General features: G+C 62.9%; 20 protein-coding genes, 1 tRNA gene and 1 pseudogene. 16 read left to right on the top strand and 6 right to left on the bottom strand.

Translation table 11 applies throughout. From position 1 onward, the window contains the following. Positions 1-49: 49 nt before the first annotated feature. Entirely contained in the window at positions 50-538 is a 489-nt protein-coding gene (locus NLN62_RS45830; RefSeq protein ID WP_254113093.1) for a lysozyme inhibitor LprI family protein, read from the bottom strand. A gap of 350 nt (positions 539-888) precedes the next feature. On the opposite strand from NLN62_RS45830, the gene NLN62_RS45825 reads away from it, so the two are divergent. The 8 genes from NLN62_RS45825 (at position 889) to NLN62_RS45790 (ending at position 10,135) form a co-directional block, all read left to right on the top strand. Then, the gene (locus NLN62_RS45825) at positions 889-2,046 is read left to right on the top strand and encodes a thiolase domain-containing protein (protein ID WP_254113092.1); all 1,158 of its coding nucleotides are present in this window, start codon (positions 889-891) and stop codon (positions 2,044-2,046) included. Beyond that, on the top strand, positions 2,046-2,435 hold the full coding sequence (locus NLN62_RS45820) for a Zn-ribbon domain-containing OB-fold protein (protein ID WP_027525987.1): 390 nt from the start codon (positions 2,046-2,048) through the stop codon (positions 2,433-2,435). Before NLN62_RS45825 ends, NLN62_RS45820 begins: the two co-directional genes overlap by 1 nt. 200 nt (positions 2,436-2,635) lie before the next feature. Beyond that, on the top strand, positions 2,636-3,496 hold the full coding sequence (locus NLN62_RS45815; protein WP_254113091.1) for a MaoC family dehydratase: 861 nt from the start codon (positions 2,636-2,638) through the stop codon (positions 3,494-3,496). A 123-nt stretch (positions 3,497-3,619) separates the two neighbouring features. After that, complete coding sequence (locus tag NLN62_RS45810; RefSeq protein ID WP_027525986.1) at positions 3,620-4,498, top strand: SDR family oxidoreductase; 879 nt, start codon at positions 3,620-3,622, stop codon at positions 4,496-4,498. Positions 4,499-4,603: 105 nt separating this feature from the next. Then, positions 4,604-5,557 carry a dihydrodipicolinate synthase family protein gene (locus NLN62_RS45805; RefSeq protein ID WP_027525985.1) on the top strand — a complete coding sequence of 318 codons (954 nt, stop codon included), beginning with the start codon at positions 4,604-4,606 and terminating at the stop codon, positions 5,555-5,557. A gap of 4 nt (positions 5,558-5,561) precedes the next feature. Further along, positions 5,562-6,359, top strand: coding sequence for an NUDIX hydrolase (locus NLN62_RS45800; protein WP_254113090.1), 798 nt, complete (start codon positions 5,562-5,564; stop codon positions 6,357-6,359). 81 nt (positions 6,360-6,440) lie between these two features. Beyond that, positions 6,441-7,358 (top strand): DMT family transporter, encoded by a 918-nt coding sequence (locus tag NLN62_RS45795; protein WP_027525983.1) that lies wholly within the window; start codon positions 6,441-6,443, stop codon positions 7,356-7,358. A gap of 89 nt (positions 7,359-7,447) precedes the next feature. Continuing rightward, the gene (locus NLN62_RS45790; protein WP_254113089.1) at positions 7,448-10,135 is read left to right on the top strand and encodes a PAS domain S-box protein; all 2,688 of its coding nucleotides are present in this window, start codon (positions 7,448-7,450) and stop codon (positions 10,133-10,135) included. Positions 10,136-10,142: 7 nt separating this feature from the next. Here NLN62_RS45790 and NLN62_RS45785 read toward each other — a convergent pair whose 3' ends face one another. Next, positions 10,143-10,493: a GrlR family regulatory protein gene (locus NLN62_RS45785; RefSeq protein ID WP_027525981.1), complete on the bottom strand. Its 351-nt coding sequence runs from the start codon at positions 10,491-10,493 to the stop codon at positions 10,143-10,145. A 248-nt stretch (positions 10,494-10,741) separates the two neighbouring features. Here NLN62_RS45785 and NLN62_RS45780 point away from each other — a divergent pair, with 248 nt between their 5' ends. Then, positions 10,742-11,260 (top strand): hypothetical protein, encoded by a 519-nt coding sequence (locus NLN62_RS45780; RefSeq protein WP_027525980.1) that lies wholly within the window; start codon positions 10,742-10,744, stop codon positions 11,258-11,260. A 69-nt stretch (positions 11,261-11,329) separates the two neighbouring features. Here NLN62_RS45780 and NLN62_RS45775 read toward each other — a convergent pair whose 3' ends face one another. Then, complete coding sequence (locus NLN62_RS45775) at positions 11,330-11,713, bottom strand: VOC family protein (RefSeq protein WP_027525979.1); 384 nt, start codon at positions 11,711-11,713, stop codon at positions 11,330-11,332. Positions 11,714-11,945: 232 nt separating this feature from the next. On the opposite strand from NLN62_RS45775, the gene NLN62_RS45770 reads away from it, so the two are divergent. The 4 genes and pseudogenes from NLN62_RS45770 to NLN62_RS45755 all read left to right on the top strand — a co-directional run. Beyond that, complete coding sequence (locus tag NLN62_RS45770) at positions 11,946-12,491, top strand: hypothetical protein (RefSeq protein WP_035663915.1); 546 nt, start codon at positions 11,946-11,948, stop codon at positions 12,489-12,491. A 160-nt stretch (positions 12,492-12,651) separates the two neighbouring features. Then, complete coding sequence (locus NLN62_RS45765) at positions 12,652-13,161, top strand: hypothetical protein (RefSeq protein ID WP_254113088.1); 510 nt, start codon at positions 12,652-12,654, stop codon at positions 13,159-13,161. A gap of 133 nt (positions 13,162-13,294) precedes the next feature. Further along, a tRNA-Arg gene (locus NLN62_RS45760) sits at positions 13,295-13,371 on the top strand. 179 nt (positions 13,372-13,550) lie between these two features. Further along, a pseudogene (locus tag NLN62_RS45755) lies at positions 13,551-13,928 on the top strand (transposase); the annotation flags it as partial. 239 nt (positions 13,929-14,167) lie between these two features. Here the strand turns inward: NLN62_RS45755 and NLN62_RS45750 are convergent. The 3 genes from NLN62_RS45750 to NLN62_RS45740 form a co-directional block, all read right to left on the bottom strand. After that, entirely contained in the window at positions 14,168-14,317 is a 150-nt protein-coding gene (locus NLN62_RS45750) for a hypothetical protein (protein WP_254113087.1), read from the bottom strand. Continuing rightward, positions 14,314-14,526, bottom strand: a complete 213-nt coding sequence (locus NLN62_RS45745) for a hypothetical protein (protein ID WP_371933088.1) — start codon at positions 14,524-14,526, stop codon at positions 14,314-14,316. Before NLN62_RS45745 ends, NLN62_RS45750 begins: the two co-directional genes overlap by 4 nt. Before the next feature lie 578 nt (positions 14,527-15,104). Further along, positions 15,105-15,362, bottom strand: a complete 258-nt coding sequence (locus tag NLN62_RS45740) for a hypothetical protein (protein ID WP_027525976.1) — start codon at positions 15,360-15,362, stop codon at positions 15,105-15,107. 319 nt (positions 15,363-15,681) lie between these two features. Here NLN62_RS45740 and NLN62_RS45735 point away from each other — a divergent pair, with 319 nt between their 5' ends. The 3 genes from NLN62_RS45735 (at position 15,682) to NLN62_RS45725 (ending at position 19,832) form a co-directional block, all read left to right on the top strand. Then, positions 15,682-15,903 carry a hypothetical protein gene (locus NLN62_RS45735; RefSeq protein WP_027525975.1) on the top strand — a complete coding sequence of 74 codons (222 nt, stop codon included), beginning with the start codon at positions 15,682-15,684 and terminating at the stop codon, positions 15,901-15,903. A gap of 269 nt (positions 15,904-16,172) precedes the next feature. Continuing rightward, positions 16,173-17,486, top strand: a complete 1,314-nt coding sequence (locus NLN62_RS45730; protein WP_254113086.1) for an MFS transporter — start codon at positions 16,173-16,175, stop codon at positions 17,484-17,486. Positions 17,487-17,933: 447 nt separating this feature from the next. Next, positions 17,934-19,832, top strand: a complete 1,899-nt coding sequence (locus NLN62_RS45725; protein WP_254113085.1) for an adenylate/guanylate cyclase domain-containing protein — start codon at positions 17,934-17,936, stop codon at positions 19,830-19,832. Positions 19,833-19,861 lie beyond the last annotated feature (29 nt).

Below are 19,861 nucleotides of genomic sequence, written 5' to 3'. Positions count from 1 at the left end.
CCTACGAAGCTTGAGCCAGAGCCCTGCCAGTAACTTTGAAGCTTGGATATTATCGCTGATCGAACGGCACCTTCAGTTCGCTGATCCGCTCGAACGTCTTCTCCGCGAGGCAACCATACGCCCAGGTTCGGCTTCCCGAGCCGCCGGGCTGTCCCACGACGCCCCAACACTCGGCTTCGCGATAGCCTTCCCAAGCCTTCTGACTCGCGGCAATCCGCTCGGCCCAGCTGGAGCCCGGCGGCAACGGATTTTGCGCCCGCGCTTCGGCTTCCCGAACGGTCTTGTCCTCGATCGTTTGCCGATAAAGTTGGTCGAGCTCGGCCTGCGCTGCGCGATAGAGATCGTGGAGGCAGTCGCGCTGCTCGGCGTTCGACCTGCGATCGAAGCAGCCCTTCACGCGAACGTCCTCGGCGATCGCCTGGCCGCGTGAGGCCAACAGCAGGATCACGCCGATGCAGAAAATGCCGATCGAAGCCTTGGTCAGTGCAGCCTCCCTCGCGCGGTGACGGCGTCGGCCGGTGCCATTTGTGGTCGCCACGTGCGAGCCGGTTCACCGGGAGGGGTACTATTCGTTGTGCTGCCCAGGCCGGCAACACACACCACCGCTACTTTGCATGGGGTTGATTTCGATAAAACGGGCTTCATTTCGATAAAAAAGAAATCACTTGTGCCGTCGGACAAATCACCTGTACGACTTGGCACGAAGCTCTCGTGCCCCGGACGCAGCGCAGCAACGCTGGCGCGTTGCAGCGCGTCCGGGACACGGGAGTTCGGTGCACTTGCGCCCACCCGCTGCGCTCTCGCGACACGGAATATTTCCGCGCTTGCCAAGGCCGCCGCAGCGCGTCAGAAAAACCTTGCAAGAAGAAACGCCAGCGGAGACTCGACTTGACCATCAAGGGCAAGACCTACATTGCCGGGATTTTTGAGCACCCGACCCGGCATGCGCCGGACAAATCCACCGCGCAGCTCCACGCCGAGGTCGCCAAGGGCGCGATCGAGGATGCCGGGCTCAGCAAGGACGACGTTGACGGCTATTTCTGCGCCGGCGATGCGCCCGGCGGCGCCTGGCCGATGGTCGATTATCTCGGCCTGAACACCAAGAAGCTGCGCCATGTCGATTCCACCGAAACCGGCGGCTGTTCCTACATCATTCATCTCGGTCACGCGGCCGAGGCGATCGCTGCGGGAAAATGCTCGGTCGCGCTGATCACGCTCGCCGGCAAGCCGCGCACCGGCCCGATGCCGCCGCGCGCGGCCGGCGCCGAGCTCGATTTCGAGTCCGCTTATGGCGCGACCACCCACAATGCCTATGGCATGTGTGCCATGCGCCACATGCACGACTATGGCACCACCTCAGAGCAGCTCGCCTGGATCAAGGTCGCAGCCTCCCATCACGCGCAATACAATCCGCATGCGATGCTGAAGGACGTCGTCACCGTCGAGGACGTGCTGAACTCGCCGATGATCTCCGATCCGCTGCACCGGATGGATTGCTGCGTCGTCTCCGACGGCGGCGGCGCGCTGATCGTGACGACGCCGGAGATTGCCAAGAGCCTGAAGAAGCCGCAGGTGCGCCTGATCGGCCATGGCGAAGCGATGAAGGGGCCACGCGGCGGCAAGGATCTCGATCTCACTTACTCCGCCGGCGTGTGGTCCGGCCCGCGAGCCTTCGAGGAAGCGGGCATCACGCCGAAGGACATCAAATACGCCTCGATCTACGACAGCTTCACCATCACGGTGCTCATGCAGCTCGAGGACCTCGGCTTCTGCAAGAAGGGCGAGGGCGGAAAATTCGTCGCCGACGGCAATCTGATCTCGGGCGTCGGCAAGCTGCCGTTCAACACCGATGGCGGCGGCCTCTGCAGCAATCATCCCGTCAACCGCGGCGGCATGACCAAGATCATCGAGGCCGTCAGGCAGCTGCGCGGCGAGGCGCATCCGAAGGTGCAGGTGCCCAATTGCGATCTCGCCATCGCCCACGGCACCGGCGGATTGTTGGGCGTCCGCCATGCCGCCTCGACGGCCATTCTGGAGCGCGTGTGATGAGCGAAGCGAAGAAGTATCCAGCCCCGGTGACAAACGCGGAGACCGCGCCGTTCTGGGAAGCGGCTCGCCAAGGCAAGTTCATGATCAAGCGCTGCACGTCTTGCGGCGAAGCGCACTACTTCCCGCGCGCGATCTGCCCGTTCTGCTTCTCCGACAAGACGGATTGGGAGGAGAGTTCGGGTGAGGGTACGATCTACACCTACAGCCTGATGCGGAAGTCGCCGACCGGGCCCTATGCGATCGGCTATGTCACGCTGAAGGAGGGCCCGTCGCTCCAGACCAACTTCGTCGATTGTGATCTGACGACGCTGAAGATCGGGCAGAAGGTGAAGGTGGTGTGGAAGTCCACCGACGGCGCACCGCTGCCGTTCTTCACGCCGGTCTAGCTTCTTCCCTTCTCCCCTTGTGGGAGTAGGTGGCGCGCAGCGCCGGATGAGGGGTATCTCTCCGCGGGGAGAGTTTCTGTGTGGAGGCAAACCCCTCACCCAAAAGAGTTCGCGATACTGTTCTCGCAGCCCTCTCCCACAAGGGGAGAGGGTACATCGACGGGCGCCGCCGTTCGCGGAGCCGGAGGAAATCGAAAAACATGCCCGCCAGATATGAAGAGCTGAAGAACCTCAAAAACCTCGGCCAGAAATACGCCTACAGCGATCGCGAGGTGATGCTGTACGCCTATGGCATCGGGCTCGGTGCTGATCCCATGGACGAGAATGAGCTCGCGTTCGTCAACGAGGGCACGCTGACGCCGCGGCCGCTCAAGGTGGTGCCGACGTTTGCGTCCGTCGCGGCATGGGGCTCGGGGCCGGGCGAGATGAATCTAAACCGCGTCATGGTGGTCGATGGTGAGCGTGACATTACCTTCCACCAGCCGCTGCCGCCTGCGGCTCACATCACCGCCGACTCCTCGGTGCTCGAGGTCTACGACAAGGGCAAGGACAAGGGCGTGGTGATCAGTCACCAGACCGTGCTGAAGAACGAGAAGGGCGAGAAGCTCGCGACCCTCGTCGCTTCGCGCTTTGCCCGCGGCGACGGCGGCTTTGGCGGGCCGAACCTGACCCAGCCCGATCCGCACAAGATCCCGTCGCGCGCGCCGGATAGAACTGTCGACATCTCCACGCGCCCCGACCAGGCGCTGGTCTATCGCCTCTGCGGCGACCGCAACCCGTTGCACAGCGATCCCGAGTTCGCCAGGAAGGCCGGCTTCCCTCGGCCGATCCTGCACGGCATGTGCACTTACGGCATCACCTGCCGCGGCGTGCTCCAGACCTATGCCGACTACGATCCGGGTGCCTTCCGCCAGCACATCGCGCGGTTTTCGTCACCCGTCTATCCCGGCGAGACCGTGACCATGGACATGTGGAGGGACGGCAACGTGATCTCGTTCGAAGCCAAGGTGAAGTCGCGCGGCGTCACCGTGATCAAGAACGGCAAGACGGTGCTGGGTTAGCTGATCTCCGTCATTCCGGGGCGCGCGAAGCGCGAACCCGGAATCTCGCGCCACACCTCTGGATTCCGGGTTCAGCGCTGCGCGCTGCCCCGGAATGGCAACAAAAAACAGGGAGAAGCCACCATGGGACTACTCGACGGCAAGGTTGCGCTGATCACCGGCGCGGGCGGCGGGCTCGGTGAGGCCTACGCAAAGCTGTTCGCGCGGGAAGGGGCGGCGGTCGTCGTCAACGACCTCGGTGGTCCCCGTGACGGCTCCGGCGCCGACAAGTCGATGGCGCAGCAGGTGGTCGACGCGATCAAGGCCGAAGGCGGACGTGCGGTCGCCAACGGCGCCGACATCTCCACCATGGAAGGCGGTCAGTCCGTGTTCGACGACGCCATCAAGCACTTTGGCCGCGCCGACATTCTCGTCAACAATGCCGGCATTTTGCGCGACCAGACGTTTGCCAAGGCTGCGGAAGCCGACTGGGATACGGTGATCAAGGTGCATCTGAAGGGCACCTTTTGTTGCACTCTGCCGGTGTTTCGCTGGATGCGGGAAAATGGCGGAGGCGTCATCGTCAACACCTCCTCGACCTCCGGCCTGATCGGCAATTTCGGCCAGACCAATTACGGCGCGGCCAAGGGCGGCATCTGGGGCCTGTCCAACGTGCTGGCGATCGAGGGCCGCAAATACAACATCCGGATCTGGACGCTGGCGCCGGGCGCGCTGACCCGCATGACCGCAGACCTGCCCCGCTATAAGGAGAACCCCTCGGCGGCGCTCGGGCCGGACGGCATCGCGCCGGCCGTGTTATACATGGTCAGCGATTTGTCGGGCGACCAGACCGGCAAGGTGCTGGGCGTGTCCGGGCCGCGCGGCGTGCGCGAAATGCGGATGATGGAGATGGAAGGCTGGAAACCGCCGCACACGGGCTGGAAGGCCCAGGACGTCGTCGATCACGCCACGGAGATCTTCTTCTCCGAGGAGGAGATCAAGAAGTCGGCGCGGCGGTTTTAGGCCATGGTCGTTCCGTGGCGATGCGAAGCATCGAACCCGGAACCTAGAGATTCCGGGTTCGGCTCTGCGAGTCGCCCCGGACTGACGAACAGAGGATAAGGACTTATGAAACTGACCGCCGAAGCCAAGGGCACCTTCGCGATCGCGCCGACGCCGTTCCATGATGACGGCCGGATCGACGAGCGCTCGATCGACCGCCTGACCGATTTCTACGAGCAGGTCGGCTGCGAGGGCGTCACCGTGCTCGGCATTCTCGGTGAGGCGCCGAAGCTCGATGCCGTCGAGGCCGAGCAGGTGGCGGTGCGCTTCGTCAAGCGGGCGAAGAAGATGCAGGTGATCGTCGGCGTCTCCGCGCCGGGCTTTGCCACCATGCGCTCGCTGGCGCGTGCCTCGATGGATGCGGGGGCCGCCGGCGTGATGATTGCGCCGCCGCCGTCCTTGCGCACCGACGATCAGATCACCGGCTATTTCAAGCAGGCGGCCGAAGCGATCGGGCCCGACGTGCCGTGGGTGCTTCAGGATTATCCGCTGACGCTCTCCGTTGTGTTCACCCCCGCAGTGATCCGCAAGATCGTCATGGACAATCCGAACTGCGTGATGCTCAAGCACGAGGACTGGCCGGGGCTAGAGAAGATTTCGACCTTGCGCAACTTCCAAAAGGACGGCTCGCTGCGGCCGCTCTCGATCCTCTGCGGCAATGGCGGCATGTTCCTGGACTTCGAGATGGAGCGCGGCGCCGACGGTGCAATGACCGGCTATGCCTTCCCCGAGCTCCTGATCGACGTCGTGCGCCTCTCCAAGGAAGGCAAGCGCGATGCCGCGCATGATCTGTTCGACGCCCATCTGCCGCTGATCCGTTACGAGCAGCAGCCGGGCGCCGGCCTTGCGGTGCGCAAATACGTGCTCCAGAAGCGCGGCATCATCGCCTCCAGCGCGCAGCGCAAGCCCGGCGCGACCATCACGCCGGCGGCGAAAGCGGAGGTCGAGTATCTGCTGTCGCGCGTGGCCCGCATCGACAAGCGCGCCAATCTCCAGCCGCAATCGAGCGCAGCAGGTTAGTTGCATGCTTGAAGCCGCTGCATCACGCCCTGCGTCCACGATCCTCCTGCTGCGCGACGGCGCAGCCAAGGAGGTCGAAGTCTTCATGATGGTGCGTCACCATCAGATCGAGTTCAACTCGGGCGCGCTGGTGTTTCCCGGCGGCAGCGTCGATGCCGGCGACAAGGAGATCATCGCGCGGCCTGCGCTTTACGCGGGCGGCGAGGGGCTTTCGGAAGACGATCTCGGCTTCCGGATCGCCGCGATCCGCGAGACGTTCGAGGAGAGCGGCATCCTGCTGGCGCGGGACAAGGGCTCCTCCGCGCCGGTCGACGCCAAGCGTGCCGGCGCGATCTCGGACGCTCATCGCGTTGCGCTCAACGAGCACAAAATCAGCTTCCTCAGCATCCTCTCTGACAACGGCCTCCAGCTTGTGCTCGATGCTCTGGTGCCCTATGCGCACTGGATCACGCCGGAGGGCATGCCAAAGCGCTTCGACACCTGGTTCTTCCTCGCCGCCGCGCCGCCCGATCAGCTCGGCGCCCATGACGGAAGGGAGTCGACGGATTCGATCTGGGTCTCCCCGCGCGAAGCCGTGGCGGGCGGCGATAGCGGCCGGTTCAAGTTGCCGTTCCCGACGACACGCAATCTGATCCGGCTCGCCAAGCAGCCGACGGTGACGTCCGCTCTCGAGCATGCCCGCGGCATGTCCATCGTCACGGTGATGCCGGTGATGACGAAGACTGAAACGGGCCGCCAGCTCCGCATCCCCCGCGAGGCCGGCTATGACGGGGAGGTGTTCGAGGTCGGCGCCCTCGGCTGATACACTTCGATAGGCGACGAACTATTTTTGCTGGCGGCGCTGTAGAGTCCGCTCCGGTCATATCCGGACGGAACGCGCGCCATGGACGCCTCACAGCGGCAATCGACGATCACCTTCGAGCTCGCATTGCTGCTCCTGCTTGCGACGCTCTGGGGCGGCTCCTACACCTTCATCAAGCTCGGCGTCGCCACCATTGCGCCGATCACGCTGATCGCGGCGCGCACCGCGATCGCGGGCACGCTGCTGCTGATGGTCATGCGCCTGCGCGGCATCGCCATGCCGACTGATCTTGCGACCTGGCGCCGCTTCGCCTTCCAGGCCTGCCTCAACAGCGTCGTTCCGTGGACCCTGATCGCCTGGGGCGAGCGCTATGTCGATGCGGCGCTCGCCACCATCCTCAACTCGGCCGCGCCGATCTTCACCTTCCTGTTCACGGCCCTTGTGACCCAGCACGAAACCACCACGGCGCGAAAACTGTTCGGCGTCGTCGCCGGGATGGCCGGCATCTGCCTGATCGTCGGCGTCGATGCATTCCATGACATCGGCCGCGGCCTCGCCGCCGAGACTGCGATCGTTGCGGCAACGCTCTGCTACGCTTGCGCGGCCATCTTCGGCCGCGGCTTCAAGGGGCTCGATCCGATGGCGCCCGCCGCAGGCTCGCTGCTTGCGGGCGCCGCGGTGCTGATGCCCGCCTCGCTCGCCATCGAGCAGCCCTGGACGCTGTCGCCCTCGGCAGGTTCCGTCCTCGCGCTGCTGGCGCTCGCCGTGTTTTCGACCGCGGCGGCCTTCGTAATCTATTTCCGCCTGATCCAGACCCTCGGCTCGGTCGGCACCACGGCGCAGGCCTATCTGCGCGTGCCGATCGGTGTTGCCATCAGCGTGGCGTTCCTCGGCGAGAGCCTGAGCCGGACGGCGTGGATCGGGCTCGCCTCAGTCGTCATCGGCGTCGCCGCCATGACCATCCCGGGAAGCGCTGCGCGGATGGCTAAGGTATCGTAAAAACCGGCCCCGCCGGCCGGTCGAGGCATGTTCCCCCGGGGGTGGAATACGTCGTATATTGGGGCCGTATGGAGTCCGGTCCTGACCAAATGCCTGCCGAACTGATGCCGAATTCGCACCCGAAGCGAGCGTTTTCGCTCTCGATCGGCCAACTGACATTCGGCAGCTTCATTCTGGTGCTGGCCGTGATCATCGTCACCTCGACCGCGAGCGTGATCGCGATCCGCCACATCGATTCGACCTTCGCCGAGCTCCAGCGCCTGCAGAGCGTCGGCGACCTTGCCGAGGATATCGACCGCCGCATGAACGAATTGCGGCTGGCCGCACGTGATTTCGTCACGGACCCCGGCGCCGGCATCCAGTTCAAGCAGGTCGGGGAAGCCGCCTCCACCCTGAGCGACATCCTGAAGAAGACCCGTATCGAGCTCGCTCCCGAGCAGCAGGACATGATCGATGGGGTCACCGAGCGCCTTGCGACCTATCGGAGCGGGCTGGACCGGATCTCGACCCTGATCGATCGCCGTGCCCAGCTGCTCGCCGGTCTGCCGCCGCTGCGCGAGGCGTTCGACACGGCCGTTGCCGAAACCGGCGATCGGGAGCTCGCGTCCCGGTTGTCGGAAGCTCAGAGCCGGATCGCGCTCGGCTTGCTGGCGCGCAATCCGTCGGCCGCCGAGCAGGCGGCGCAAGGCATGCGGACCTTGACCATCGCCGATGCAAGGCTGAGATCGGCGGTCAACAACTATTCCGAAGCCATCATCGCCGTCGCGGTCCGCGAACGTCAGATCGCCGATATCGACAGCGAAGTGCTGGGGACCGAGGGACGGCTGATCGGGCGCGTCACCGAGTTGCTGCGCGAGGTCAGCGCGCGACGCGGGCACGTGCTGTCGCGCGATTTCGCCCGGACGCTCGCGGAGGCGAGGTGGCAGAGCATCGTGCTCGGCACCATCGGCGTGCTGATCGGCATCATTGCCGCCGGTTTCGTGGTGCGCCGGACGGTGCGTCCACTGGCCCAGATCGCGCGCTCGATCCGCGCGCTTGCGGCGGGCGAGAAGAACACGTCCATCCCGTCCGCCGATCTCGACAACGAGATTGGCGACATTGCGCGCGCCGCGGAGGTGTTCCGCCGTGCGCTGGAAGAGGCAGACACCGCGCGCGAGGCGGCGGTTCGCGCGCTCACCGAGCAGCGCCTCGCGGAAGAAAGCTATCGCAAGCTGTTCGAGGGCTCGGTCGACGGCATTTACGTTACCACGCCGGCCGGCGATCTCCTCAATGCCAATCCGGCGCTGGCGCGGATGATGGGCTATGACAGCCCTCAGCACCTCATCGACAGCATCAACGACATCGCGCACACCATCTACGTCCATGCCGAGGCGCGCGAAGAATATCAGCGCCTGATGGAGCGCGACGGCATGGTGCGCGAGTTCGAGTACCAGGTGCGCCAGCGCAACGGCAACATTCTGTGGCTATCCGACAGCGCGACCGGCGTCCGCGACGAGGAGGGCAGGATCGTGCGCTACGAGGGTACGCTGCGCGACATCACCGACCAGAAGCGCGCGGAAGACGCCATCGCCGAAGGCCGGCGGCTGCTGCAGCAGGTCATCGACACCGTGCCGGCTGTCATCAACGTGAAGGACCGCGATCTCTGCTACGTGCTGATGAACCGCTATATGGCGGGCATCTTCGGCATCGAGCCCGGTGACGCGCTTGGTCGTACCACCGCCGACCTGATGTCGCGCTATGGCGCGGCCAAGACCGACGAGAACGACAAGCGGGTGCTGAAGTTCCGCAAGGGTCTCGGCTTCTACGAGGAGGAGTACGAGGATTCCTCCGGCAACATGCGGCAGTGGCTGGTCAACAAATTGCCGCTGCTCGATGCCGATGGCGAGATCGAGCGGATCGTCACCGTGGCGCTCGACATCGGCGAGCGCAAGCGCGGCGAGCAGGAGATGCGCAAAGCGAAGGAGGCCGCCGAAACTGCGCTGCGTAATCTGCGCGAGACCCAGGCCTCGCTGATCGAGGCGGAGAAGCTTGCCGCACTCGGGCGCCTGGTCGCGGGCGTCGCGCATGAGGTCAACAATCCCGTCGGAATCAGCCTGACGGTGGCGTCCGCGCTGGAGCGCAAGACGGCGGTGTTCTCGGCCGAGGTCGAGCGCGGCGAGCTGCGCCGCTCGACACTCAACGACTATCTCAACACCAGCCGCGATGCGTCTTCGCAGCTCGTCGCCAATCTCAACCGTGCCGCCGAGCTGATCCAGTCGTTCAAGCAGGTGGCCGCCGACCGGAACTATTCGGATCAGCGCAGCTTTGATCTTGCCGATCTCACAGAGCAGGTGGTGCTGAGTCTGCGACCGGGCCTGCGTAAGCACAACCTGACGCTCAATGTCGAGTGCCAGCCCAACCTGATCATGAACAGCTATCCCGGCCCGTACGGCCAGGTGCTGACCAACCTGTTCCTCAATTCCGTCGCGCACGCCTTTCCGGACGGGCGGCCAGGCCTCATCGACATCCAGGTACGCGAATCCGGCAAGGACAATGTCGAGATCATCTTCTCCGACAATGGCTGCGGCATGTCGCTCGACGTCCGCCGCCGTGCCTTCGATCCGTTCTTCACGACGCGACGCGACCAGGGCGGCACCGGCCTCGGCCTGCACATCGTCTACAGTATCGTCACCAACCGGCTTGGCGGGCGCCTTGATCTCGACTCCGAGCCGGGCGGTGGTACGCGCATCCAGATGATCCTGCCGCGCGTCGCGCCGCTGGAGCAGGCCGCGGAATAGCGCGTCCTTAATCGATGTCTGCGAGCTTGCGCAGCGTGGCGCCAAAGATCAGGCTCGCCTTGCCGACGAGCGCGGTTCCCGTCATCTCCGCGCGCAAATCGGTGAAGATGCCGCTGACGCCGATGCCGACCGGCGCTGGACCGCCGAACAGGGGATTGTCGTCGCCGCGCGGAGAGGTGTGCCGCTGTACCAGCACCTCGCCCTTGAAGGTGTTGTCCCTCACCGTGTAGCTGCCGGTGTAATAGAGATAGGCATCGCCGCCGAGAATTTGACCGTCGCGAAACAGGATTACGCCGCTGCCCTTGCCGACGCGTCCATCGAGCAGCGTCACGTGAATCGAATAAAGACCATTCTTCATGACGTCCCGCGGCCGGCTGCCTTCGCCCCGTGGCGCGCCGGTCCGATGTTTATGCCAAAGCGCCATCCTTCGTGCAACGCGGGAGTTCGCCCGCGGCCCGGGCGCCAAGCCGTAGTTGTCCCGGCTTGCGCATGACAGGGGTATGACGGCCTCATAAAGCAGCGAGGCCATGTGAAGCGAATCAAGTTGGCCCGCGAAATGCATAAACCCTAGTTGCACCGGCCGCGGGGTGCTGGAGCAAGACGAACGTGATCAACTGGATCAATTCCGGCGGCGATGAGCCGCGTCTATGCAGTGCGCATCTAGACAATGTCAGTTGTGAAGCAAGCCGTTGTGAACCAGGTCATGGGCAGATCGGCCGTTCAACGCGCTGGAGACGCGCGGCGAAACTCGGTTGTGCCATACTCCTGGTGGCGCTTGCGGCCCCCTTCGGGCACGCACGCGACCGCGGCCAATTCGTCAACACCAATGCCGAATTGAAGGCCTGGTTTGACGGCTTGCGCAGTGGCAAGGGGCCGTGTTGCTCCGACGCCGACGGGTCGGCGATCTCGGATTCCGACTGGGAAAGCAAGGACGGGCACTACCGTGTCCGCGTGCCGCGCTATGGCTTCATGATCTACGGCCAGCAGCAGGAGTTGGTGTGGGTCGATGTCCCGGAAGAAGCCGTGATTTCGGAGCCGAACCGGGTCGGGCGCACCATGGTATGGCCGATCTACGGCTACATGGGTGTCACGATCCGCTGCTTCATGCCGGGCAGCATGACCTGACGATGTCCGATCCAGCGTAGCTCGGAGGAGCTACGGTGGATGGATTGGGTGATGTTGCACGCCGCAGGATCAGGTGTATTTCTTGTCGCGCTCGAGTAGCTCGACTGAAATACCTTCGGGGCCGCGGATGAAGCAGACGCGAACACCGGGCCGGATCGTCGTCGGTTCGCGCGTGAACTCAACGCCCTTCGCCTTCATCTCGGCGGCGACGGCATCGATGTCCTTCACCGTGACGCCGAAATGGTCGAGGCCCTGATGGGGATGAGGCGGGGGCGGGTTCATGGGCTTGCCGGGCTCGAGCGGTGCAATGAAGATGTTGGCGCCGCCGAGCTTGACGTCGATGCGCGCCGGGCCGCGCACGATTTCGCCACCCAGCACGTCCCGCAGCCAAGCCGCCGCCGCCTCCGGATCGGGGCTGCGCAGATGGACATGATCCCAGGTGACTACAGGCATTTCATTCCTCCCGTCGGGCTTTGCGGCGTCGTGGTCATGTTAGCGGTCCCCTCGGTCGATCGCCACTTGCGCATTCCTGTTACCCGAGATTCGGCTGCCCACGGGAACCCAAATCTGGCTTGTGGGTTGAAGGATTGGTCTAGGCAAGCGCCGCGGGACGACCGTATTGGCGCGCCAGGGAGGAAGACGGCAGGCGCGAGACGCGCGTCGTCGCATATCGGGTGACGCATCCATGCTCGCAAGGCTCTATCGCGTCGATCTCAACGGTCTCGTCAAACTCGGTGCGTTGCTGAGACCGGCGTTCTCAGTGAGGCGAAGAAGCCCGTTGTGGCTTGCGGCAGCGGTGCTGGTCGGCGGAGGCGCCTGGGGGCTGATGTCCGCGTCCGAAGGCAATGAGAGCGACAGGATCGAGTTGGCAACCGTCCAGCCGGAGCCTGCGCAGTCTGTGCCACCGGCAGCAGCAACGACCGAGGCATCAGTGCCGGCCGGGCTCGATCGCCTGCGGATTTCGTCGCAATCCTGGCGCCGTGGCGGGCTCGGATCGCGGGCGCTGGTCACCTTCACGCTGCGAAATGACAACGACTACGCCGTGAAGGATTTGGAGATCGTCTGCGCCTTCACCCGCCGTGACGGCAGCCATCTCACCGATCGCAGGCGCGTGCTTGCCGAAACCGTAAACATGAAAAGCCGCAAGACTTTTGCGCATGTGCCAATCGGCTTCGTTAACGTGAACGCCAGTCAGGCCAAGTGTTCGCTCGCCGCGGCGCGACGTGTCTAAAGGCGGTTTGTCGCGGTAGCGGAAAAGTTACCGTCACGCCGCCGATCACGAAAAAAGTTCGCGTTGTCGTTGAACCGGACGGGCGGCACAGGAACCAATTAAAGGATCGCCGGTTGAGGCGAAGGGCCCGTGTGCTGTTGTGCGGGTGGAGCGCTGCCAGATGCCCATCCTTCGGTATTTTGTGTTCGTCGGCGGCGCATTGCTTGCGCTGCTATTGGTCGTGAATCTCGCGCTGCCCGAAGGGCCGGTCGGCCAGAGCATCGTGACATCCAGCAACGAGGCGCCGCTGATCCGGATACGCTCGGATCGTAAGCTGCCGGAACGTGTGGTGCTCGATACCAGCCAGCCGAGGATTGCATCGACCGCGCCGGTGAATACTGCGAGCGTTGCTCCGCAGCCGCCCGCCCAGCCGAACGTCTCCCCGGCAGGCGAAATGTCAGCCAAGGCAAGGGTTCGCGAATCCTTCGCCCAATTCGTCCCGACGGAACCGAAGGGCGATGCGGCGTCGGTCAAGAAGCCGGTCCAGCCGAAGCGCAAGGTCGCCAGGCGGTCTCCGCAGCCCTACTACTATGGGCAGCCGACTTATTATGGTTTTGGCCAGCCGACATTTGGCAGGCCGATGCGCGTGGCGCAGCAGCCCCATTTCGGCCTCTTCAACACGACCTGGTGAATGTCCTTCGACCTGCCCGGATGGGGCAGGTGGGGCTTTTGCTCGCCAAGCCTCTCTGCTAATCCCAATGCATCCGAACGGTCGGGCGCCCCAGCCCGACGAAACTCGGAACCCGCCCGGTCCCGGGCAGGATGCGCTCGTAGCTCAGCTGGATAGAGCATCGGATTTCGATTCCGAGGGTCGGGAGTTCGAATCTCTCCGAGCGCGCCAGTAAAATACAAGCAAATTCAGGATGGTACATAGATTTCAGGCGACGGATTTTCGCTGCTGGCAGCGCGGAAAATTGCCCTTTGGGTCCACTTTTGATGCTGTGGACGGCTCCTCCACGGGCACGAGAGTGCCAAGGAGTGGGCGCCGTTTGAGGCTCCCACGATTCGGAGGAGCAGCCTATGCAGTCAATTTCGACGATTGGTCTGGATATCGCGAAGTCGGTCTTTCAAGTGCATGGCGTCGATGGAACCGGTCAGGTGGTGATCCGCCGCCAGCTCAAGCGCCGTTTCGTGCTGTCCTTCTTTGAGAAGTTGTCGCCGTGCCTGGTAGGAATCGAGGCTTGCGCGTCATCCCATTATTGGTCCCGCGAACTGCAGGCGTTGGGGCATACCGTGCGGTTGATGCCTCCCGCCTATGTGAAGCCCTACGTCAAGCGGCAGAAGAACGACACCACCGACACGGAGGCGATTTGCGAGGCGGTAACGAGACCCAACATGCGGTTCGTGCCGACCAAGACGGTCGAGCAACAGAGCGGCCTGATGCTTCATCGAGCGCGCCGGTCGATCCGGCGATCAGGACAACCCACAGCGACTCGGTGGCCCGCGCGGGCGAATCCTACGGATCGTTGCCAACGAAGGCGGTCGGAGCCACGAGGTGAGGGCGCGCTGAAGGTGTCGGGCTTTGCGACTTGGTGCCCATCGAGATGATTAGGCTATCATGGCCTAACAGCCGGTGTTTTTCCTCAGCTGGAGAGCGGAACGAATAGCGCGAACCAGCTCCGCGATAACGGCAGCTCTCACTCCAGAACCTCATACTCGAACGCCACGCCCTCGGGGTCGTTCTCTTCGAACCATTTCTCGGCGGCTTCCACATCGGCGAACACGTTGTGGTCCTTGTCGCCGACCTGCTTGGCGGTGTTGACGAAGACGAAGACGAAGACGATCACAGTTCTCGCTCCACCGCCGGATGGCTGCGGTTCTTCACCTTGGTCCAGTGTTTCTGTCGGCCGCCCCGGTAAGGCCTGTCACGATGCCTGGAAACGAGACCTTCGAAACCCATGCGGCACGCGGCGCGGAATAGATCGAGGCCGATCTCGCCGCGCTCGAAGGGCGCGACGGTGATGCCATCCGGACGGCGCGCCAGCAGCCGTTCCAAATTCGTTTTGCGCTGGTGCAATGGCAGATCGCGCAATACGAGTCGGCGGGGCCAAAGCGTAGCAGGTGGGGAATGCTCGGCTCAGGCTATTCTCTGGCTCAATCCCGCGTCGGCGAAACAACGTCCCACGACATCAATCGGCGGCTTGCAACGAGCGTCAAAGCGCGATTTTGGCGCTAGCAATCCATTTTGAGCGTTGGGCAGTGCTCGCGTAGTGGACAGCCTGTCACCCTTAACCGCCCGATTGGCTACTGATCAACAAATATGTCGGCCTTCGCGCTGACATCCACCTGAAGGGAAAATGCTTGCTGCGCCCCAATTAGACCGGCGAAGCTCACGATACAGGTAAGGAAATGTGACGCGAGTGTCTTCATACGCATGATACTGCTCACTTGACCACTCGCCCCTTAGTTCTGTCGCGAGGAGGAGCCTTGCGGTTCATTGGTGAGGTTGCCGATCGGCGCGCGAAAATTAGGCCTGTTGCGGCGAACCGGGACGATCCCGTCCGCGCCATGCGGAAGAATAAAGCCTGCAACGTGCTGCGGACGGGATGGATTGCCGCGAAGAGTGAAGCCGCCTCAGTTGGCGGCCTCTGTCTTTAAGATCCTCACGAAAGTCCCGCTCTCGTGTAGCTCGAGCCAGCCGCGTTCGACAGCATGCTTGATGCCCTCACCGAACTCCGGGCCGCTGGCCTTGAGCGTATAGAGGAACGGCGCGTTGATCTTCTCGATATGGATGCGACCGTCTTGCACGGGCTCGATGCTAGTGGCGATCTCGACCAGCTTGCGCGCTGCGGCGTCTGGGTTGGCGAAGGGACGTTCGGCGGTGAGTTTCATGCGGCGGTCTGGCGGTGTGCGGTGTGGGTATGGGCATCGAGCGTCGGGTTCGTGATTAACTCGCCCCAGAAGCAACGTGCAATCCCTTCCGGACGCAGTGTCGGCAGCGGGAGTGTTAGCTGGTGCATCCGGTCCTTCCAGGCGGTCCAGTCACGCTGGCGACGCCACGTCTCAAAGTCTGCCTCCGTGCGCGAGGCGGCCAGCTCCTGCCACGCTACTTGGAAACTCGTGCGGGCTTCGTTGAACGTCTCGGCAACCTCAAGCCCAACGGGGACTACCTGACAGTCCGGGCGAACTGTCTGGAGAACAACATCGTGCTGTGGAAGTTCGAGAACGGCAAGCGCTCTTCACCCCGACCGCGACACGGCAGTGGCACGACCTCAAGGTCCGCGTGAACGGCACGAAGGTAGAAGGTTATCTCGATGGCAAGCTCTATTTGGAGCACACGCTGTCGCAACCGCTCTCCGGCCGGATCGGACTTTGGTCGAAGGCCGACAGCCACATGCACTTCGCGGACTACACCGTAGCTGCCGGCAATTGAACGAGGCTTCGGCGAGAAGCGTAGGGCGCCTTGACAAACATGTGGGGCGCGCCTTACTTCCACCCATGGGGAAGCGATCTCCCCACGAGGCGACATGCCCATGAATCGCGTCCGGTTTTCCGAGAAGGACGCTGCATGCCTGCCCTTAAGCTCATTCCCACAGCCTTTTTGTGTTCCGCCGTTTCCCCGGAGGGGTTTGTCCCGCTCTCTCGCTGCGAGCGTACGACTGCGTGGCTGCCAACAACCGGCGTGTTGGAGGCGTGGCGCGGATGAATGTTCCGCCAGACACAAGCCAGAACGCGGAACCGCGGCTAAAGGCCCGGCCGGCAATCGCGCTCCTGTTTGGAGCACGCGCCGCGCGCGGGCTTGGTGACGGCTTTGCCACGATCATTTTGCCGGCGTACCTCGTCGAGCTTGGTTACTCCCCTTTCCAGATCGGCGTGGTTGCCACCGGCGCCCTGCTGGGGACCGCGGTCCTCACGCTGGGCGTCGGTTGGCTGGGAGGTCATCGCGACTTGCGGACGCTCCTACTGCTGAGCGCGCTCACGATGATGCTGACCGGTCTGGCGTTTCCGTTCGCAGAGGCGTTTCCGATCATTCTGGTTCTGGCCTTTGTCGGCACCATCAATCCCTCGCCAGGAGATATTGGCATCTTCGTGCCGCTCGAGCATGCGCTGCTGGCAAGCGATGCGAGCGACCAGAAGCGTACGCAGGTCTTTGCCCGCTATAGTCTGATGGGAGGGCTGTCGACCGCGGCGGGCGCCTTGATAGCCACTGTGCCCGACTTTCTTGTCTCGTTTGACATGCCAAGGCTCACCGCCCTGAAGTCCATGTTCTTCGTCTATACCGCCCTTGGTCTCATTGGCGCAGTCCTCTATCGACTGCTGCCGCAAACATCACCCGCGATTGATGCACGACCGAAGGCTTCGGTCCTTGGTCCCTCGCGGCGAATTGTCTATCGGCTTGCAGCACTCTTCAGCGTTGATGCATTTGCCGGCGGATTTGCCGTCCAGTCGCTTGTTGCTTTGTGGCTATTTGAGCGCTTCGACCTTTCGCTTTCGAGCGCAAGCCTCTTCTTCTTCTGGTCCAACACGCTTTCGGCCTTTTCTTATCCGCTCGCCGCAAGGCTGTCGCAGCGGTTCGGACTGATCAACACAATGGTCTTCACACACATCCCCTCGAGCATCTGCCTGATCGCGGCCGCTCTCTTTCCGAATCTGACGGTCGTACTGGTCCTGCTTTCGATCCGAGCAGCGCTCTCGCAGATGGATGTGCCGACACGAACCTCCTACGTGATGGCAGTGGTCACGCCTGAGGAACGCCCGGCGGCGGCCAGCGTGACTGCCGTCCCGCGCAGTCTCGCCTCCGCAGTCAGTCCGAGCTTGGCCGGCGCGATGCTCGGTACGGCATTTTCGGGGCTTCCGCTCGTTATCTGCGGCGCTCTCAAGATCGCCTACGATATCACACTGCTCCTGTCGTTCCGTCACATCAAACCGCCCGAGGAAGTTGAAATGTCGATCGAGCAGGCAAGTGCTGGCGAGATTTCGAGGCCGGGGGGCATTCAATCGCGGAGAGCGGGATGACAGTCGATATAGAGCGCCGAAACTTTGTTGCAGATGCGATCTCGGAGGCCGCTGGTCAGCACGCTCATCCTTGCGCAACACGACACGTCAGGTCGAAGCCTATTTGAAGCAGGCACAGTGAGCCGAGCCACGATTGGCTGGTAAAGGCTGACACGCCAACGCAAGTGTTCTCGGTTGGTGGTTGGACCGGCAGTCGGTTAAGGGGGCACAAGCGGACGTCGGCGGCTGCTCGACCTTTGGTCCGCTCATCTCCCGGAAGTACACATTGCGGCGGTCTTGGCAAAGGTCAGCTACGGGCCCATACCGGACTCATTGCTCCGCAGCAGACAGGCAGTGATCCTCGGGCACGCAGAAACAGCTGCATCGCGTTGGTTCATCTTGATCTAGATCAAGGAATGTCCCCCTCGAAGCTCTGGTCTCAGTCAAGAAGCAAGGGGACAAATCGAGATGCTTACGTTCAGGATCGCGATAACGGCGGCTGTGATCGCCTTCATTGCAACCCTGACGGCATGTCTTATTCTTGTCCAGCTCCAGACTTTTCATGCGGTCGCGAGAGCAGCGGCCTCTACCGCCATGGATGCTGCCAGTGCGAACACCCTTAGTCGGCTCGAGGCTGAGGTTTCCGGACTGAGCTCCGTCGTTGAAGTGCTGTCATCGAATCCGTCTCTCGCAGACTCCGACGACAGGAACGAGGAGGATAGCGCAATCGTCCTCTTCAAAGCTGCGCTCCAGAAACTGCAGCAGGTGGATAGCTTCTATATCGGGTACGAAAACGGTTGTTGGCTTCAGGTCCGGCGCCTCGATGTCCTCGAGCCGGCGGAGCGCCAAAAGCTGGGTGCCCCACCCGGTGCCGTTTACAACGTCAATTTGGTCCACCCGACTGCCGGCGGAGCATTGCCGATGCGGCGGATATTCGAAGACGCCGAAGGCAACAAGACTGACCAGGTCGATCTGCCGGACTACAATTATGACCCAAGAAAACGAGTCTGGTACCGCGATACGTTGCATGCAGGAAGGGCTCTCGTTTCGCCGCCATATGCTTCATTCAGCATCGGCACGCCGATGATCACCCTGAGTGCACCTCTGCACGGGCATGTCCGCGGCGTCATCGCCGCTGACCTCAAGCTTGATAAGTTCAGCGAGCTGGTCAACGCGCAACGCCCGGGGGAGCACGGAACAGCCGTCATCTTCGATTCGTTCGGCGTACTCATCGCTCACCCCGACTTCAAGCGGCTCGTGGATGAAGCCAGGGCTCATCCCTCGCGTCCGCAGCTCCCCGAGATTTGGGAAATCCGGACCGGGCTGGTCGGCGCCGTCATGCAAAGGTGGGACGGCCGCGATCGCTTTGAGGGGAGCGTGCGCGGCGAAGATGGACGAGACTACCTTTTTCGCGTGCAAAAATTTTCTCAAGGAGAGCAATACAGCGGCTATTCCATGTTGTTTGCGGCTGAAGATGATTTCTCACAGAACGTCAGGAAATTGCAGTTCAGGGGGCTAGTCATTGCCCTGATCGTCGGCAGCTGCTTTGTGCCCGCGGCCTGGGTCTTTGGCAGCCGGATGTCGACCTCGCTGAAACGGATAACTACCCAAGCGAGGGGACTCCAGGCTTTAGCGGCGCCGGGCGATGCTCCGGTCACATCGAATATCGCGGAGGTCAACGAACTCGGCAGGACGATGGCGGTTGCCCAGCGCAGCATCTGGTCGTTCGCACGCTTTGTCCCGAAGGACATCGTGAGAGGAATCGTCGATGGCTCGATCTCCACCGAGCTTGGGGGAACGAGGAGGGAGGTCTCCATCCTGTTTACCGACGTGACGAATTTTACCGGCATTTCCGAAGCCGCCGACCCTGACAGTCTGATGCGCCAGACCTCGCGCCATTTCGCGGCGCTGACGGAAGCGCTTCTTGCCGAGGGCGGAACCGTGGACAAGTTCATCGGAGACTCGGTGATGGTGTTTTGGAACGCTCCCCATTTGCAGGCCGATCATGTCGAGCGGGCCTGTCGGGCCGCCCTTTCGGCAAAGGCGGCGAGCGACGTGCTGAATGCTCAGTTTGAAGCCGAGGGGCTGCCACCGTTCGTCGCTCGCATTGGCATCCATGTCGGCGATGCCGTGGTGGGAAATGTCGGTTCGACAGAACGCATGAACTATACGGTTCTGGGTAACAGCGTGAATCTTGCTGCTCGTCTCGAAGGACTCAACAAGGCGTATGGGACGAGGATCCTTGTCAGTGAGGCTGTGCACAACCGCGTCGAGCATCGCTTTCGATTCAACGCCATCGGTTCGGTAACCGCCAAGGGGATGAAGGCGGAAACCCGCGTCTATGAGTTGATCGAAGCCGTTGCGTAAATGACGTCCGTTGGCCGCCGCTGTCCCGC

Origin of the sequence: Bradyrhizobium sp. CCGUVB23 (genome assembly GCF_024199885.1) — a bacterium.
In the GTDB taxonomy this organism is placed as follows: Bacteria; Pseudomonadota; Alphaproteobacteria; order Rhizobiales; family Xanthobacteraceae; genus Bradyrhizobium.
The sequence above is the reverse complement of the archived record's forward strand: the minus strand, read 5'-3'. Positions and strand labels throughout refer to the sequence as shown.

Bases quoted from the DNA above. Each gene is read 5' to 3' on its own strand.
- NLN62_RS45800 (WP_254113090.1), top strand. From the start codon at position 5,562: ATGCTTGAAGCCGCTGCATCACGCCCTGCGTCCACGATCCTCCTGCTG.
- NLN62_RS45820 (WP_027525987.1), top strand. From the start codon at position 2,046: ATGAGCGAAGCGAAGAAGTATCCAGCCCCGGTGACAAACGCGGAGACC.
- NLN62_RS45795 (WP_027525983.1), top strand. From the start codon at position 6,441: ATGGACGCCTCACAGCGGCAATCGACGATCACCTTCGAGCTCGCATTG.
- NLN62_RS45770 (WP_035663915.1), top strand. From the start codon at position 11,946: ATGCTCGCAAGGCTCTATCGCGTCGATCTCAACGGTCTCGTCAAACTC.
- NLN62_RS45785 (WP_027525981.1), bottom strand. From the start codon at position 10,493: ATGAAGAATGGTCTTTATTCGATTCACGTGACGCTGCTCGATGGACGC.
- NLN62_RS45725 (WP_254113085.1), top strand. From the start codon at position 17,934: ATGCTTACGTTCAGGATCGCGATAACGGCGGCTGTGATCGCCTTCATT.
- NLN62_RS45790 (WP_254113089.1), top strand. From the start codon at position 7,448: ATGCCTGCCGAACTGATGCCGAATTCGCACCCGAAGCGAGCGTTTTCG.
- NLN62_RS45765 (WP_254113088.1), top strand. From the start codon at position 12,652: ATGCCCATCCTTCGGTATTTTGTGTTCGTCGGCGGCGCATTGCTTGCG.
- NLN62_RS45730 (WP_254113086.1), top strand. From the start codon at position 16,173: ATGAATGTTCCGCCAGACACAAGCCAGAACGCGGAACCGCGGCTAAAG.
- NLN62_RS45815 (WP_254113091.1), top strand. From the start codon at position 2,636: ATGCCCGCCAGATATGAAGAGCTGAAGAACCTCAAAAACCTCGGCCAG.
- NLN62_RS45810 (WP_027525986.1), top strand. From the start codon at position 3,620: ATGGGACTACTCGACGGCAAGGTTGCGCTGATCACCGGCGCGGGCGGC.
- NLN62_RS45775 (WP_027525979.1), bottom strand. From the start codon at position 11,713: ATGCCTGTAGTCACCTGGGATCATGTCCATCTGCGCAGCCCCGATCCG.
- NLN62_RS45805 (WP_027525985.1), top strand. From the start codon at position 4,604: ATGAAACTGACCGCCGAAGCCAAGGGCACCTTCGCGATCGCGCCGACG.
- NLN62_RS45740 (WP_027525976.1), bottom strand. From the start codon at position 15,362: ATGAAACTCACCGCCGAACGTCCCTTCGCCAACCCAGACGCCGCAGCG.